This is a genomic window from Salinivibrio sp. KP-1, assembly GCF_000968645.1.
Taxonomy (GTDB): domain Bacteria; phylum Pseudomonadota; class Gammaproteobacteria; order Enterobacterales; family Vibrionaceae; genus Salinivibrio; species Salinivibrio siamensis.
This window is the reverse complement of sequence record NZ_LAQR01000001.1, coordinates 26,148-42,133: the sequence shown is the minus strand read 5'-3', so window position 1 is coordinate 42,133 and position 15,986 is coordinate 26,148. Positions and strand designations below refer to the sequence as shown.

Genomic DNA, 15,986 nt, shown 5'->3' with positions numbered 1-15,986 from the left:
GCAAGGGCGTGTATCACAGTACCGCCATGCAGAATACGGTGTATTTATTCGTGAATGTCGACCATTTCGCATCATTGCCGCGGATAAATGCATACAATCAAAGCATATTTGCAATAGATCGACAGAGTGTATGAATCCCTACGTTATATTGTGCATTGACCAAGACCCTTTCGTGGTAGAGCAGTTGTCTCACGACCTCGCGCCGTTTCGTGATGTGTTTGATCTTTGCAGTGCAGAGACCCCAGACGACGCCTATACCATGCTCGACGACTTTAAGGCTAACGAGCAACAGGTGGCATTACTGATCTGCCATAACGGGTCGGACGATAATCGCGGTATCGATCTATTAGTCAATGTCGACAACCACTCTGCCAGTCAAGGCGCACGGACTGTTTTGCTCAGTGAGGCACCGCAATACGATATTATTTTGCAGGCGGTGAATGAAGGCCGACTCAATTATTGTATGCACAAGCCTTGGCGAGCCGAGGAGATGCAGCGTGTTGCCGAAAAAGAACTCACTACCTACGTGTTGCGCTATTGCCAACATGATTTGCTGCGTTATACCGAAGTGTTAGATCACCGCACCTTATTAGATGCTCAAGTTGAGCGCGAGATAAGCCAATTTCAAGCGCAATTGTTAGCGCCAGGCGAAACCGACAAAGCAGCGGTCGCCGATCGCGTCATTGCCGGTTTGTATGCGTTTTTTGAAGGCAACGATGAAAGCCGTGCGTGCCGCACCTACAGTGCCAACCATGTGCTTACCAAAGAAAATCAAGATAATGCTTTTTTGTGGTTTATCACCGATGGTGACGTTGGGCTGTATAAAACAGATGACGAAGGGCAAGAGCACCATGTTTCCACCCTTTCTTCCGGCAGCTTGATTGGCAGTATGTCGTTCGTGACGGGAGACGTTTCTTTCTCTACGGGGCGCACCCTCACTCGGACGCAGGTGATCAAAATCGATCATGCGTTATTTAGCAAAATAATGACCAGTCGCTCTGAGCTACTGCCATTGTTTATTCAATACCTGTTGTTGCACTTTAACCAACGTTTAAAGCGCAGTATCGATACCGAAATCCAGCTGCAGCAAACGCTCGCCTCACTGGACGAAGCCAACCGCCAGTTATTAGAAAAAGAAAAAATGGCACTACTGGGGCAACTCGTGGCGGGCGTCGCTCACGAACTCAATAATCCAGTGTCAGCGATTTTACGCAACAGTGACGCACTTGCAGACGCCCTAGAGGAAGTGGCAAAAACCCCGTTGACCTCAGCCAGCCGCGAACAAGCCCTGTCGCTTTTACAGACAAACCGCGAGAGTACCCCCCTATCAACCGCCACGGCTCGAACCTATACCCGCACCCTAAGCGACCTCACCGGGGATAAACGGATCGCGCGCGATTTAGTCAACATTGGGTTGTATCAGCCTGAAAACATCAAAGAATGGCAACAACGTCTGGGTGAGGGCTTTAATCACGAACTTGCTACCTGGAAGCAATACGCCCGCTGTGGGCGGTTATTGCGCTCTAATCATGTCTGCGCGGCGCGTATTGCCGATCTCGTCAAAAGCTTACGCACCTATGCCCGTCAAGACAGCGAACAACGCCAACGCACCCGTATTATTGAAAACATTGATGATACCCTTACCTTATTTGAGCATCGACTCAAGCCTCATCAATTGGAAAAACGCTACGACTGGGTGCCCGATATTATTGCTCAGCCCTCGGCCTTAGCGCAGGTATGGACAAACCTCATTGCCAATGCCTTAGATGCGATGCAAACACCAGGCACACTGACAGTGACAGTAAAAACACTCAATGACCAAGCCTCTGGCACGATAGAAGTGTCGGTCAGTGATACCGGTATAGGCATGACCCCTGAGCAGCAAGCAAAAATGTTTGCGTTAAATTACACCACCAAACGCGAAGGTCATTTTGGTCTAGGTATTGGCCTGACCATGTGCCAAACCATTATCCATGAGCAAGGGGGCGATATTCAGGTACACTCGCAGCCAGCTGTCGGTACCACAATGACAGTGACGTTACCTATTGAACTCCCCGCCTCTGCCAGTAAGGAGCCCCAACCATGAGCCAATACTTAGTCCTATGTGTTGATGATGAGCGTGATGTGCTCGATAGCGTGATCGATGACTTGCAAGGCTTTACCGATCACTTCGAGGTGGAAGCGGCAGAGTCAGTCGCAGAAGCACGAGAAGTGATTGCGGACATGGCCACAGAAGGTACCAAGCTGGCATTGATTCTGTGTGATCATATTATGCCCGGCGAGCTCGGGGTGGAATTTTTGATTGAGTTAGCCAATCAGCCAGAGACAGCGTCGACGCGCAAAGTGTTACTGACCGGCCAAGCAGGCTTGGAAGATACGGTCTCTGCGGTTAATCACGCCAGTTTACACTATTACCTTGCCAAACCTTGGCAAAAAGAGACCTTGGTCAGTGTCGTCACCGATCAGCTCACCAGCTATGTCATCGCGCACGAAGCCAATTTATTGCCGTGGACCAGTGTACTGGACACCCCTAGGATTGTAGAAGCCATCAACCGCAACAAATGGGATATGGGCGCAGAGTAGTCCCCAAAGCAGTTCGTACACGCCGATAGGTCAAAAATCGGTAAAAAAGCCTGACTCACGGGCGGATGTGCTTGTTTCTGCGCGCAATCGTCTTATAGAATGATTTGAACACCAATAACAAGTGGAATTGATAATGCGTAAATCTCTTTTAGCCAGCGCGATTGTCGCTTTGGCTTCATTCAGCGCCGTGGCCAATGAAGAAGACGCCAACCTCACCACCATGAGTAACTTCAGTTACGACTATCTGGAAGGACGCATCGGTGTTAGCCCACTCACCTATGGTGCAGGATTTAGCATGTCTATCCATCCCAACGCGCACGTACGCGTAGAAGCGGATACCGAATTTGATTCCGATTGGGACACGGCTGCTGGGATTGGCTTTCATGCGCCGATTAACAACTGGGCAGACTTAACCGGTGAGCTACTCGCGCGTGGCGTCAACAAAGACAACTTTGATAGTGATGTCGGCTTAGAGGTCAACCTAGGCGTGCGTCAGTGGCTTGGGCCACAAGTTGAAGTTGGCGGCGAAATCGGCCTGCTAACAGTGGATGATGAAGAAGATACCTTTGGATCTGCCTACGGGCGATTCCATGCCACTGAGCTATTCTCACTCGGTGCAGCCTATCGTGTTAACGAGTGGTACGGCGATCAGTTTATGTTTACCACGCGTTTTAAATACTGATAAGTCCACTCGGTAATGCATTGCCATCAAGCAATGGCGTATTGCCGCCAGACGTTGAAAGTCAGATCAAAAAAACCCGCATCGCTGCGGGTTTTTATGTATGCACTCATGCACAACTAACGGATCAATAGCATAGGCACGGTCGATTCAACCAACAACTTAGTGGTATTACTCCCTACAAAGAATTGACGCAGTTTTGAGTGCCCGTAGGCACCCATCACGATCATGCCCACTTGATTATCAGTTTGATACGCTAAAATCGCGCGGTGCACGTCACCGGTTAACTGAGCCTCAACCACATCGACACCCGCCGTTTTCAAGCGCTCTGCCGCGCGTTTAAACGCTGCCAGCTTTTCTTGCGAGTCTTCCACCATCACTAAATGACAGGTCATCCCTGCCAACAGCGGTGTGCTCAGTGCTTTTTCCACTAGCTTTTCGCTGATGTCACTGCCATCGAATGCTAATAAGTAGCTTTCAGGTGTTGAAAACTCACCGTTAGCAACCAAGGTATGCGCTTTAATCGAGCGCACCACGCTTTCAAGCTGCGAACCAATCGCCTTGGCGTCGTTTTGGTGTAGTTCACCTGATTTACCTAATACTAATACCCGCGTCTGTGGCTCGATATCCAGTAAGGTCTCCACCAAATTGCCATGGCGCTGCAACTTGCGCACATCGCTCAGCCCTTTGGCTTTAGCGTCTTCTTCCAGCTCAGACAGCAAGGCTTTGCCGTGCTTCATGGCTAGCTTGGCGCGCTGCTCATCCAGCTCCACCAGCTCTTGTAGCAGTTGTTCACGGCTACCCACGCCCAAGTTGCCTGATAGTTCAGGCTCCGCTTGGTGTGAGGACTTATCCAGCACATGCAAAAGTGTCAAAGGGACAGACAAGCGCTTGGCAGCCCAAACGCTCAAATCTGCCACTTGCTTTGAATAATGCGGGCCATCTACGCACGCGGTAATTTGTTCCATGGTCGGTCTCCTTAGTGGCCACCCATCATTTTTTCTACTTCTTCTGGTTTATCGTGCACGCCGAACTTATCGACAATGGTCGCCGTGGCATCATTCATTCCCACGATATTCACCTCGGTACCCTCACGGCGGAACTTAATGACCACCTTATCAAGCACAGACACGGAGGTGATATCCCAGAAGTGCGCTGCCGAGAGATCGATGGTGACACGCTCCAACGCCTCTTTGAAGTCAAACGATGATAAAAATTGATCTGACGAGGCAAAAAAGACTTGGCCAACAACACGATAAGTACGCGCATCGCCATTGTCTTCAGGCTCGCTTTTGACCACCATAAAGCGACCAATTTTATTGGCAAAGAACAAGGCTGCCAGTAGCACCCCAACCAATACACCGATCGCGAGGTTGTGGGTGAAGACCACGACCACCACGGTCGAGACCATCACGATATTAGTCGATAGTGGGTGTGATTTCAGGTTAACCACTGACTCCCAAGAGAAGGTACCGATAGACACCATGATCATTACCGCCACCAGCGCGGCCATCGGGATTTGGCTGATCCAATCACTGAGGAACACCACCATAATCAGCAATAGCACACCGGCGAACAAGGTAGAGAGACGTCCACGTCCACCGGATTTAATGTTAATGACCGACTGACCAATCATCGCACAACCGGCCATACCGCCTAAGAAACCGGTGGCAATATTGGCAATACCTTGACCTTTACACTCACGGTTTTTCTCACTGTCTGTGTCGGTCAAGTCATCGACAATGGTGGCGGTCATCATTGACTCAAGCAAACCCACTACAGCCAGTGCTGCAGAATAAGGGAAGATAATCGCCAGGGTTTCAACGTTTAGCGGCACATCCGGCCATAAGAACACTGGCAAGGTATCAGGCAGTTCACCCATGTCACCCACGGTACGCAAGTCGAGGTTATACGCCATTGCAATACCGGTTAGGATAAGAATACACATCAAAGGTGATGGCACCATTTTACCAATACGAGGAATGTGAGGGAAAAGATAGATGATCGCCAAACCGGCGGCCGTCATTGGATACACATGCCACATAATCTCGCCCATAAGAGTGATTTGTGGATAGTAAAGTCCAATACCAGAATCGGTCACCGCGAGCGCTTCCCATGTCACCTTTAGACCCTGGATGATTTCCGGACCAATGAGCTCTGGCAACTGCGCCATAAAGATCAGGATCGCGAGCGCGTTGACAAACCCGGTTACCACTGAGCGAGAAACAAAACGCATCAGGTTACCGAGTTTTAAATAACCGGCCGCTATTTGCAGTATCCCAGTTAGCACAGTGGCCGCCAATAGGTACTCAAGCCCATGCTCTTTCACCAAGGTCACCATCAACAGCGCCATCGCACCCGTTGCGGCGGAAATCATGCCTGGACGGCCACCCACAAAGGCAATGATCACTGCGATACTGAAGGAGGCGTAAAGCCCGACTTTCGGATCCACACCGGCAATAATCGAGAAGGCAATCGCTTCTGGGATCAAGGCCAATGCCACAACGATACCCGCAAGAATATCGCCACGTACATTGGAGAACCAATCACGCTGAATTCTATCTATCATGAACGTCTCTACAAAATTGGGTTAAAAAAGGTGTCGCGCTCATTTCAGGCTTGATTTCACCTGAAAATCAAAACGCGTGATCCTAGTCACTTATTGACCAAGCGTCAACTCCCCTTTTTTTGTCCAATAACGACTTAATGCCTATAAATCAGATGCTTAATTTGTAATTGTGATATTTTTAGCACAGATTTATTTCATTCTTTTCTCCAACCCCCTTTTTCGCTTATTTTTACCATCAGGCAAGGTTGCCTTCGCACATTAGGCTTAGCGCTGTATCTTATATACGTGGATACACAGGCACCAACAGCACGGTAAAGGAAAGAATCAATCCAATGAGTGCATAAATCAGTTGGTTAAGCGTCCAGCCAATATCGATAACGATACCGAACACCCAAGGTGCCAATGCGGTGGAGAGGATCATCATGCCAGTCACCAAAGACCGAATGGCACCAATATGCGAGACCCCATACATTTCCGCCCATAAGGTATTAATCACAGGATTGGTTGCACCAATCGCTAAACCGAAAAGGCACATAAAAAGCGGTGCCGCAAGGGTATGATCAATGTTAGCTATCACCATTAGCCCAAGTAGCAGTGGAATGGGAATTAAGATAAGTACATTTCGCGAACGATATTTATCAATCAAGCTGCCTGATATCACTGAGCTTAGCCAATGCACGGCCCCGTAAAATACGAAACTGCCCGCTAATACGCCCGGCGTCCACCTTTTCGCTTCCAGGATAAAGTCCTGTTGGATAAAGACGCCGGTCACCAAAAACGGCGTCACCAAAGCTATCGGTATGATCATCCAAAACCGCCAGTCGCGAACAACTTGACGCCGACTCGCATCGCTGGCGTGGTTTTGATTATCTGCGTCAATACGGGTCCGCTTAAGGTCTGCTTTTCTGACTAGCCATAACACCAGTGGTAAAAACACCACTAACAGGGTGGCACCAATGAATAACCAGCTTTCTCGCCAGCCCAAAAACGCGATTAAGCCAATGACAATTGAGGGTAAAACCACCTCGCCAATGGCAACACCACTGCCGACCAAGCTAATGGCTTTGCCTTTATCTTGCTGTGCACGCTTAATCACAGTGGCCTGCGCGATGTGAGGCAAAAAACCTTGTCCACAAAAACGCAGTAAGAAGAAAACCAGCAGCAAGCCCACCACACTATCAACGGAATACATCAACGCACACGCGACCATCAGTAACGTGGCAAAGAAGATCAGTAGTTTGTCGACCCGCACCCGATCCACCACACCACCAAAGCTAATCACCAACACGCTGCTGGTCATGGTCGCAATGGCGTAAATCCCGCCGTAGGTTGCATCACTCAACAACAGCGCATCTTTAATACTGCTGCCATACCAACTGATGAAAAACGATTGACCAATGTTGCCAAAAAAGATCGATAGAAAGCCAAAAGCAATTAACGGCCATTGGTGCCTGATTAATGTCACATACGATCGCGCTAGCATACGCCTCCATTGCCCCCTGTCATTTCATTTTGAAACGTCATATATCAACACGCCTTCAAGGGTTTACTTAATGCATGAGGTGAAAGCTGACTATGACATGCCTGCACGGAAGAAGAAATGAAACCCGACCTGCTTACGTCGGTTTTGTGATGCCTTTTAATCCATATTGGCGATGGATCAATCGCTTATTCATGTTTTCACCGCTTACTGACACACAAACGGGCCGAGATGCGCTAGGCTTTGCGCCCTCTCAATATCACAGACAATAACAACAATATGAATCCAGTCATGTCAGCGCCAACCAAGATGGCGTTACGCTTCCCCAAAGGGCGATTCGCCATGTTGAGTGTGTACAGCTTTACCGGTGCCGCCATTGTGGCTTCTACCATTTTTTCCCTGCTGCTTTTCTTATCCCTTGACGACAACCCGCTGATGCAATGGTTGTTCGGGGCACTGGCAGTGATTTTTGAAGCGGGTAAGTTTTACGCATGGTACGAGTTTGGTGAGCGCCGAGCGCACGGCAACTATGTGGGTGCCTTATCAGCCTTGGCTTTTTATCTCATTTTGGCCTTAATCTCGATTGGCGGCAGTATTGGCGGCATCAATAGTGCCACCAATGCCGCGCAAAGTGAGCAGCGCCAAGCCCAAGCGCAGATTGACGCTTATAACCGGCAAATCGATGCTATCGAGCAACAAATCACCTTGAATAATCAAGCCGCCGAGCGTTATATCGAACTGGATAGAATTGCGACTGGCGTAGCGCGATTACAAAAAGAAAACAACCAATTACGCAAAGAGCAACAGCAACTCGCGTTAGAGCGCGATAGTTTACCCGCGGTGGCACAGGGCTCCATCTTGGGATTGATTAGCAACCTTGCGAACACATTAGGCGTCAGCGCCGATCAAGCCCAATCTTGGCTGGTAATTTTTCTCTCTGTGTTGCTAGATTTGTTCACCGCTTTCTTTGTCGGCGTGATTGGTGAAGAGCAGCGTTTCCGCCATTGGTATCGTCACCCACATGCCACGCCCCCTACGCCTTTGAACAACAAGGCCTCTCCTCGTGCCAATGATATCAACACGGAATCCACCACGCCGGATTCAGCGTCTCCTCACGAGGATACGGATGCGCCTTATGCAGATATCAAAGCCGCGCTAGCCGCCAAAACGCTGCGTTGTAGCAAAAAAGCCGTGATGGCGGAATATGCACTCAGCCAAGAGGCCGTCGATACCCTATTTACCCACTTACAACAGCAGGGATTGGTGGCCAAAAAGCCGAACCACCATTATCACTGGGTGGGTTAAACCACCAGCATCAATATACCGCTGAGTATCATGGCGGGAAGCCCACTTAACTATCCCGTTCTTTGCGACTGTGTAGCGATGTGGTACAAACATCTTGTAAGTTTGTTAATCAGTACGTTACCTGACCTTTTAGCACCTTACCGATAAAAACAATTTATAACCAAGCAAATACAACAAAAAGGTGATCTATGCATAAGGCTGCACAAGAGGTGCATGCGCCTGAGGCATCAGTATGGCGCGCATTAGGCGATGTCAGTCCGTTGTGCCTCGCCGTCCTGCCTTGGGGGATACTCTGCGGGTCATTAGGGCTGCAAATGGGGTTCAGTGCACTGCAAACACAAGCCATGTCATTACTGGTTTTTGCCGGGGCGGTGCAATTGTCGGGCACCATGATGGTGGGCAATGCGGCGGGCTTACCAGCGGTACTCGGTTCCACACTGGTGATTAGCGCACGGCACCTTCTCTATGGTGCTCACTTTCGACAGTACATCACTCCCTTGCCACTTAAATGGCGTCTCGGCCTCGGCTTTTTACTGACCGATGAAATGTATGCGCTTTCAACCGCACACACCAGCAAGCAGGGAAGATTTTCTAAACACTACGCCCTGTATACGGGCGCCGCGTTTTACGTGGGTTGGAATCTTGCGACCTTGGCGGGGATTCTAGCTGGTTCTCAGCTGAAAGCCTTGGAAGCGATCGGCCTCGATTTTGCCATTGCAGCCACCTTTATCGCACTGACCGTTCCCAGTATAAAAACCCGCCCCGTACTGCTTTGCGCCTTGGCAAGCGGTGTCAGTATGCTGCTATTCACCTATTACCACATCCCCAATGCGTTAATCATTGCAACCGGCGTAGGTATGGTCGCGGGGCTAATGGCTGAGTCGCTACCGACACGGAGGGCGTCAACATGAGTTATTGGTTAATCATCGTCGCCATGGCGCTGATCACCTTCTCGGTGCGCTATCTGCTACTGGCACGGAGTATCCCTGTGCGCATTGGGCCGCGATTGCAACGACTCCTGACCTACTCTGCACCGGCGGTCCTGACCGCGCTATGGGTACCGATTGTCTTCTTTCCCGAGGATCAGCTGGCTATCTCTACCACCAATCCTTATTTACTCGGCGCCTTGGTCGCTATCGGTTTAGCCTGTACCCGTCTATCGACCTTATTAGTGGTCGGGCTATCGATTGGTTTTTTCGTTACCCTTCAGCTTTGGGTCCTGGGATAAATAACGACGATAAGCCAGTCAGTGCGATGCCACGATAGCAAGAGGCAGGGTCATCACCCTACCTCTTTAATTTATTTGGTGGTTGTCTCAGTCACCCGTTCTTATCACGACACATGCTGTTTTTCCGCCTCGAGGACAGGCTTTTTACTGCGCAGCTGCAATTCATCAAGATCTTGGTTTAAAGACTCTGACAAGTCGCTAATTTTCACCATATCTTGTTTGTTTTCTTCCGATATTTCCGCTGCCTCCGCGCCAGATTCGGTCAAACGGTTGATGTTTGCGGCAATATCGGTCGACACCGTTCTTTGCTGTTCAATCGCACTGGCTAAGGAATTGATGCGATCACTGATAGTAGAAAAGTTATCAAGTACCCCCTCAATCGACTGGGACGTATCAGAGGCTTGAGATGAGGCACTTTGCGCCAGCTTCTCGGTGCGATCCGATAGCTCTGATGATTGCTTGAGACTCCGGAACAACTCTTTGGTCATATCATTGATCTCACTCGCCGACGCTTGTGTCCGGCTCGCCAGTTGACGTACTTCATCGGCAACCACGGCAAAGCCTCGTCCTTGCTCGCCCGCACGCGCCGCTTCGATTGCGGCATTTAACGCCAACAAGTTCGTCTGCTCAGCCACATCGGTGATCACCGAGAGAAAATGCTCAATTTGACTCGCACTGTGCTCAACTTTGTCAAACATCTCGGCTGACACTTTAATCGCCGACACTAGCTCATCGAGCTCACTCATCATATCGGTAAGCTCTTGTTGCGACTGACGCGAGCTCGAATCAATCTTGCCCGCTTCTTCCGATATGGCTTGAACATCTTCAGAGAGCGAACCCACCGTGGTGGTCATCTCTTCGATGGCGGTGGCAATACTGTCTATTTTCTCGCTCTGCGCGTCATTAATTGCAGCGCCTTTCTTCGCACGTTTTTCCGAGGCATCGGTAAAGCTATCCAAGGTATCGGCGGCTTTCTCAATATTGCGTACCGTGCGGCGCAGCTTTTCAACCGCATGGTTAAGCGAGGTGGCCACCTCCGCAAACTCATCACCGTCTCGCGTATCAATCGCCGCCGTTAAGTCACCTCGCGCTAACGACTTAGCGAATCGATTCACTTTTGCAAGCCCAGCTTTAAAACGTCGGTCAATAAAAACAGCCGCCGAGCCTGCAACCAATACATTTAACCCCAGCACTACGTACTCGTTAAGCCAGGGCAAGTGGATAATTAGTGAGGCAGTAAACCCCACCATGATGACATAACTCCCAATTGTCACCGCACGAATCGATACCTTTGGCATTGCTTATCCTCCTGTGATTTTAGCTGAGGCACGCCCAGCATTGCAGACAGAAATCAAGATAAGTGCCAAGTATTCGTCACGGCGGGAGAAAGTTAGGCAGGTAGCCAATTACGCTTTTAGATCAACGGTTTGGAAAATGAGATATTTAACTAGTTCGATAGGATGAATAAAGTCGTAGGCCAACGCTTGTCCCGCTATTGCAATTCGCACAAAAAAAGCAGTCCAAGGGAAGGTTACCCGTAAAGCTGCTTTTAAAATAACCACTTAAAATAGCGGTAATGCGTTGCAATTTGCTAATTCATTGAATAACAGTGGGTTATGCCGTTTCCTGCGCCCTTTGTTGTACGCGAGAAACATGGACTAGGCCCATCAATTTGATACTCGGTTTGAGTAACAGTTGCGCACTCCCTACGATAAACAGCCAAGTCCCGCTTTCCATTAACGCATCGTTGAGAAAAAAGAAGCTACCGATCAAAAACCAAATCGCAATGAGCAAATCATTAAATGCCCCCAACGCTTCATAGCGACGCTGGATCACTAAGTGCTTATTACCAATATCAATATCCAGCTCAGGGCCATTGCGCTGTATCATCTTGCCTCCTCTGGACCTTGGTATTAACAATGAATAGCCAAATCATGGCATTAACAATCAAGGTGTTGCCGTTTAATGCCCAGCATGGTTCTCACCATGTTGACCACAAACGTGACCGCACTCAATCCTAAAAACAACCAAGCTAGCGGGATGAATGCGAAAGGTTCGTTGAGACTGCCGTTAGCAGCAACATGTGGCGTGGAAAGGTTGAAGGCGAGCAGGCAACCCGTGCCGATGAGGAAGAGGATAAACGAGGTACGAAAATGTCGCAGTAGGGTTAACATAAAACCTATATTCGTTGCTTCAGTACTCTCTGAGACTGACCACAACACTAAAAGTTCCATGTCTCTCACATTTTTTTCAAAAAAACCGCTACCTTGCATGATGCTTAGGTAGCGGCCGATTCATTTAGCGTGTTGGTTGTGCGCCCTTCAAAGCTTGTATGTCGACACCTTGTCGCTCAGCTGTGTCGCTTGGTTACGCAGGTTGTCCGCCTCTTGCGAGGTATCGTTGGCACTGCTTACAAGGTGCTCAGAGACATCTTTGATGGATGTGATGTTTTGTGTGATCTCACTCGTCACATGGGTTTGCTCTTCTGCCGCTGTCGCGATCTGCGTCGCCATATCACTGATCTGATTGACCGCTGCATCAATTTCACTCAACGCGGCAGTGGCTTTATCCACATCAGAAACAGAATCACCTGCCAACGCTGAGCTGCTCTCCATGGTCGATACCGCGCTTGCCGTCGTCGTTTGCAACGTCTCAATCGTGGATTTAATTTCTTCTGTCGAGGCATGCGTTCGCTGCGACAAAATACGTACCTCATCCGCGACCACGGCAAAGCCTCGTCCTTGCTCACCTGCGCGGGCTGCCTCAATGGCTGCGTTTAGCGCAAGTAAGTTGGTTTGCTCAGCAATTCCTTGAATCGTCGATAGTACCGTCGAAATCTCCTGCGAGTGCTTATCTAGCTCGGCAACGATAGTGCTAGCCTGTTTCAGCTCATCCGACAAACGGGTGATCGATGTTTTGGTATTTTCGACCACCGCACGTCCGTTATCGGTACTAGCGGTGGATTCTTGCGCCGTATTCGCGGTATGTTCAGCATGAGAGGCGATCTCTTGTGTCGCAGACGCCAACTCGGTGACGGCGGTTGCTACCATGGTCACTTCTTGCTGCTGCTGATTAATATCATCCACGTTGCGGCGCGCACGTTCCGTACTGCTATCCGATTGTGATGTCAGCTGTTGTGCTTGCTCGCGAATGTGGCTAATCAACTGATGCATACTGCCAACAAAGGTGTTGAAGTTTTTCGCCAGTTGCCCCACTTCATCTTCACTTTCAACGTCAATACGTTGAGTGAGATCGCCACTACCATGAGCGATTTGCTCGAGGGCATTAGAGACATTAGTCAGCGGTCTAAATAGAATATTCACCAGTAGATTAAAGAGCAGCGTACACGCAATCACCACGGCAATTGTTACTGCAATTTGCCCCCACACCGCATCAAACAGTGGCGCGACTAAGGAGTCATAGTTAATAACGGTGACAGTGATTAATCCGGTATCTTTAATGGGTTTGGCATATACCACACTTTCTGCCCCGCCCACGTCGGCCATCACACTCTCACCCGAATTCATGGCAGACTTCACCGTGCTGAAAGACAAGCCTAGCTGGTTAATTGGCTCGTTAAGTAGCTCGGTATTGGCGTGAGTAAAAATATTGCCTTCACTGTTGGCGATAAACATATAGCCATTACCTGGCAAAATCACCTTCTCGAGACCTTCGATAATGTCGCCAATTTCAACATCCGCCCCAAGCACCAAGGTATCGCCGTTGAACTGGAGCGCTTTACCTAACGACACCACATTGGCGCCGGTTGCCGCAGCAACCGTCGGATTATCCATAAACACACTCGATGGGTCCGCTTTGGCGTTGATATACCAACCCCACTTGCGCGGGTCGTCATTGCCCGGCGGTAGCACAACACCATTTGCGTTATCCTGACTGCCATCTGGGTAGGCAAGAAAAACATTGTCAAAGCCACCTGCATCACGTACTTGCTTGAGATGAGTGACCATATTGTTCTCATCGGCCTCACTGGTGAGTGAGGTCATCGCACGCTCTTTTGACGCGACCCAATCAGAGACATATTGATTGTATGATGCAGTGGTACTTTCCAATCGCTGTGCCACTTCGGTGTCCAGCCGGGAGAGTGATGCGCGAAACGATAACGCTTCAACGAGCAAACCACCGATAATGATGGCTACACTTGCCGACAGCGCGAGCTTGTGTTTGAGGGAGAGTTTTTTAAACATAACGGCCTTGTTCGTCTGTCATAATGTTTTAATAATGATTTTTAGTAAAACAGCGTTCTTTGCCACCCGCAAAATAAGCGCCATACAACTGATAGGTATATCACAACAATGGTGCAAGACAATTACTCAAGCTGTTGTCAGAAGGCGATAAATTGACCAATTTCATGCAACATACCTGAGTTCAAGCCTCGAGACCATCGCTTGTCTACTCCAAGGCTAGCAGCCCAATTAGCACACATACTGCGCCAGATCAGAGAAATGTAACAAACCCAAAACCAAGGAAAGTGACTTAAGTATCAATCACTCGCCCTCTCCTCGCAACTTTGAAAGTCCTAAACTACGCTTTAACTAACTGAGATAAACGCGAATAGGGGCGAAGTGAATGGACTTGTTTGCAGATCAACGTGACGGCGCATCTCCCAAGTCTAATGAGACCAATTCAGCATCTGATGCAGCGCCATGGCGGATACTGCTGATTGATGACGATGATCTGATGCATGAGGTAACACGGCTCGCGCTAACGGGATTCACGTTTCAAGGACGCCCTTTAGAGATATTGTCTGCCCTCTCTGGGCAGGAAGCACGAGAAGTGTTGGAGAAAGAGTCAGATATCGCGTTGGCACTCGTTGATGTGGTAATGGAAACCGAGCACGCAGGTTTGGATTTGGTACGGCATATTCGAGATGAAATGAATAACCACCTGATCCGCCTAGTATTGCGTACCGGACAAGCCGGTCAAGCACCGGAAGACCGGGTGATCCGTGAATATGATATTGACGACTACAAAGAGAAAACGGAGCTCACCACACAAAAACTCAAAACTCTACTATATTCCATGCTGCGTTCTTACCGCGACCTCTGCATGATTGAAGAGCAGAAAGAAGGGTTGCGGCGTGTGATTGAAGCATCGGCCAACGTGCAAAACACAACCAATCTTCAACACTACGCCACCGCGGTGCTCGAGCAACTCACATCCCTTCTCTATATCCACGACTCTGCGTTTTATTGTGTGGTTCAACCTCGCCCGGGAGCAGAAGAATCCCGCGCACTCACCCTGGCGGCGACCGGGGAGTATGTAAACTGCTACACCGAATGCGCCTTTGATAAACTCCCTAGCAATGTTTCAAACCGTTGCAAGCAAGCGCTTGAAGCACAGAAAAGTATCCAATTCGACGACGGATTTGTGCTTTTCCACCGCGATGATGAAGATGTCGAGTTTTTGCTGTATGTCAATCATGACAAAGCTCTATCAGAGCTCGATCAGCACTTGCTAAAAATTTACATGCAGAACATTGGACTGACGTTTGAGAACTTAAGCTTAATGGTCGATTTGCGTGAGACCTCCAAAGAGCTGGTTTACAACTTAGCAAACGCGGTGGAAGCAAGGAGTAAAGAAACCGGAGCGCATGTACAACGGGTATCTTTATTCTGTGAAAAGTTAGGGCAGCTCTATGGTTTGGACGAACACAAAACCATGCTGCTGAAACATGGCTCCCCCCTCCATGATGTCGGTAAAGTCGCTATCCCAGACGCGATTTTACACAAACCGGGCAAACTCGATGCGGAGGAATGGGAGACGATGAAAAAGCATGTCGAGTATGGGGTAGAAATTCTGAGCCACTCCAAGCGGCGCCTGATCGTCGAAGCCAAAGAGATTGCAGCCACCCATCACGAAAAATGGGACGGAACAGGCTACCCCAATCAGCTCGCCGGCGAGGCCATTCCGATCAGTGGTCGAATTTCAGCATTGGCAGATGTATTCGACGCCCTAGGTTCGAAGCGCTCGTACAAACAAGCGTGGAGTGATGATGACATCCGCCACGAGCTCGTGGCTCAACGTGGCAAGCATTTCGAGCCCAAGCTGGTCGACTTGCTGCTTGAGCATTGGGACGACTTTATTGCTATCCGCGCCGCGTATCCAGATTAAGTAGAACAGT

The 15,986-nt window shown here is 49.4% G+C and carries 14 protein-coding genes; 7 read left to right on the top strand and 7 right to left on the bottom strand.

All coding sequences use genetic code 11. From position 1 onward, the window contains the following. Positions 1–130 precede the first annotated feature (130 nt). The 3 genes from WN56_RS00210 (at position 131) to WN56_RS00200 (ending at position 3,265) form a co-directional block, all read left to right on the top strand. The gene (locus WN56_RS00210; RefSeq protein ID WP_046073062.1) at positions 131–2,086 is read left to right on the top strand and encodes an ATP-binding protein; all 1,956 of its coding nucleotides are present in this window, start codon (positions 131–133) and stop codon (positions 2,084–2,086) included. Continuing rightward, entirely contained in the window at positions 2,083–2,583 is a 501-nt protein-coding gene (locus WN56_RS00205; protein WP_046073061.1) for a response regulator, read from the top strand. Before WN56_RS00210 ends, WN56_RS00205 begins: the two co-directional genes overlap by 4 nt. A 133-nt stretch (positions 2,584–2,716) precedes the next feature. Next, positions 2,717–3,265: a hypothetical protein gene (locus WN56_RS00200; protein WP_046073060.1), complete on the top strand. Its 549-nt coding sequence runs from the start codon at positions 2,717–2,719 to the stop codon at positions 3,263–3,265. Between the two features lie 116 nt (positions 3,266–3,381). Here WN56_RS00200 and WN56_RS00195 read toward each other — a convergent pair whose 3' ends face one another. The 3 genes from WN56_RS00195 to WN56_RS00185 all read right to left on the bottom strand — a co-directional run bounded on the left by WN56_RS00195 (position 3,382) and on the right by WN56_RS00185 (position 7,314). Next, positions 3,382–4,230, bottom strand: a complete 849-nt coding sequence (locus WN56_RS00195) for a universal stress protein (protein WP_046073059.1) — start codon at positions 4,228–4,230, stop codon at positions 3,382–3,384. Between the two features lie 11 nt (positions 4,231–4,241). Further along, positions 4,242–5,831 carry a SulP family inorganic anion transporter gene (locus tag WN56_RS00190; protein WP_046073058.1) on the bottom strand — a complete coding sequence of 530 codons (1,590 nt, stop codon included), beginning with the start codon at positions 5,829–5,831 and terminating at the stop codon, positions 4,242–4,244. Between the two features lie 277 nt (positions 5,832–6,108). Then, complete coding sequence (locus tag WN56_RS00185) at positions 6,109–7,314, bottom strand: MFS transporter (protein WP_046073057.1); 1,206 nt, start codon at positions 7,312–7,314, stop codon at positions 6,109–6,111. A 288-nt stretch (positions 7,315–7,602) separates the two neighbouring features. Between WN56_RS00185 and WN56_RS00180 the strand changes: the two genes are divergently transcribed. From WN56_RS00180 to WN56_RS00170, 3 genes are all read left to right on the top strand, one after another. Beyond that, a complete protein-coding gene (locus WN56_RS00180) occupies positions 7,603–8,616 on the top strand; it encodes a bZIP transcription factor (protein WP_046073056.1) in 1,014 nt (337 codons plus the stop codon). A gap of 188 nt (positions 8,617–8,804) precedes the next feature. Further along, positions 8,805–9,527 (top strand): AzlC family ABC transporter permease, encoded by a 723-nt coding sequence (locus tag WN56_RS00175; RefSeq protein WP_046073055.1) that lies wholly within the window; start codon positions 8,805–8,807, stop codon positions 9,525–9,527. Beyond that, on the top strand, positions 9,524–9,844 hold the full coding sequence (locus WN56_RS00170; RefSeq protein ID WP_046073054.1) for an AzlD domain-containing protein: 321 nt from the start codon (positions 9,524–9,526) through the stop codon (positions 9,842–9,844). Before WN56_RS00175 ends, WN56_RS00170 begins: the two co-directional genes overlap by 4 nt. Positions 9,845–9,948: 104 nt before the next feature. Here WN56_RS00170 and WN56_RS00165 read toward each other — a convergent pair whose 3' ends face one another. The 4 genes from WN56_RS00165 to WN56_RS00150 form a co-directional block, all read right to left on the bottom strand. Then, positions 9,949–11,142, bottom strand: coding sequence for a methyl-accepting chemotaxis protein (locus tag WN56_RS00165; RefSeq protein WP_046073053.1), 1,194 nt, complete (start codon positions 11,140–11,142; stop codon positions 9,949–9,951). Between the two features lie 316 nt (positions 11,143–11,458). After that, positions 11,459–11,734, bottom strand: a complete 276-nt coding sequence (locus WN56_RS00160) for a YrhK family protein (protein ID WP_046073052.1) — start codon at positions 11,732–11,734, stop codon at positions 11,459–11,461. Positions 11,735–11,784: 50 nt separating this feature from the next. After that, the gene (locus tag WN56_RS00155) at positions 11,785–12,078 is read right to left on the bottom strand and encodes a DUF3955 domain-containing protein (RefSeq protein ID WP_158010032.1); all 294 of its coding nucleotides are present in this window, start codon (positions 12,076–12,078) and stop codon (positions 11,785–11,787) included. Positions 12,079–12,165: 87 nt separating this feature from the next. Then, complete coding sequence (locus WN56_RS00150; protein WP_046073051.1) at positions 12,166–14,049, bottom strand: methyl-accepting chemotaxis protein; 1,884 nt, start codon at positions 14,047–14,049, stop codon at positions 12,166–12,168. A gap of 382 nt (positions 14,050–14,431) precedes the next feature. Between WN56_RS00150 and WN56_RS00145 the strand changes: the two genes are divergently transcribed. Next, entirely contained in the window at positions 14,432–15,976 is a 1,545-nt protein-coding gene (locus WN56_RS00145) for a response regulator (RefSeq protein ID WP_046073050.1), read from the top strand. Positions 15,977–15,986 lie beyond the last annotated feature (10 nt).

Bases quoted from the DNA above. Each gene is read 5' to 3' on its own strand.
- WN56_RS00210 (WP_046073062.1), top strand. From the start codon at position 131: ATGAATCCCTACGTTATATTGTGCATTGACCAAGACCCTTTCGTGGTA.
- WN56_RS00205 (WP_046073061.1), top strand. From the start codon at position 2,083: ATGAGCCAATACTTAGTCCTATGTGTTGATGATGAGCGTGATGTGCTC.
- WN56_RS00200 (WP_046073060.1), top strand. From the start codon at position 2,717: ATGCGTAAATCTCTTTTAGCCAGCGCGATTGTCGCTTTGGCTTCATTC.
- WN56_RS00195 (WP_046073059.1), bottom strand. From the start codon at position 4,230: ATGGAACAAATTACCGCGTGCGTAGATGGCCCGCATTATTCAAAGCAA.
- WN56_RS00190 (WP_046073058.1), bottom strand. From the start codon at position 5,831: ATGATAGATAGAATTCAGCGTGATTGGTTCTCCAATGTACGTGGCGAT.
- WN56_RS00185 (WP_046073057.1), bottom strand. From the start codon at position 7,314: ATGCTAGCGCGATCGTATGTGACATTAATCAGGCACCAATGGCCGTTA.
- WN56_RS00180 (WP_046073056.1), top strand. From the start codon at position 7,603: ATGTCAGCGCCAACCAAGATGGCGTTACGCTTCCCCAAAGGGCGATTC.
- WN56_RS00175 (WP_046073055.1), top strand. From the start codon at position 8,805: ATGCATAAGGCTGCACAAGAGGTGCATGCGCCTGAGGCATCAGTATGG.
- WN56_RS00170 (WP_046073054.1), top strand. From the start codon at position 9,524: ATGAGTTATTGGTTAATCATCGTCGCCATGGCGCTGATCACCTTCTCG.
- WN56_RS00165 (WP_046073053.1), bottom strand. From the start codon at position 11,142: ATGCCAAAGGTATCGATTCGTGCGGTGACAATTGGGAGTTATGTCATC.
- WN56_RS00160 (WP_046073052.1), bottom strand. From the start codon at position 11,734: ATGATACAGCGCAATGGCCCTGAGCTGGATATTGATATTGGTAATAAG.
- WN56_RS00155 (WP_158010032.1), bottom strand. From the start codon at position 12,078: ATGGAACTTTTAGTGTTGTGGTCAGTCTCAGAGAGTACTGAAGCAACG.
- WN56_RS00150 (WP_046073051.1), bottom strand. From the start codon at position 14,049: ATGTTTAAAAAACTCTCCCTCAAACACAAGCTCGCGCTGTCGGCAAGT.
- WN56_RS00145 (WP_046073050.1), top strand. From the start codon at position 14,432: ATGGACTTGTTTGCAGATCAACGTGACGGCGCATCTCCCAAGTCTAAT.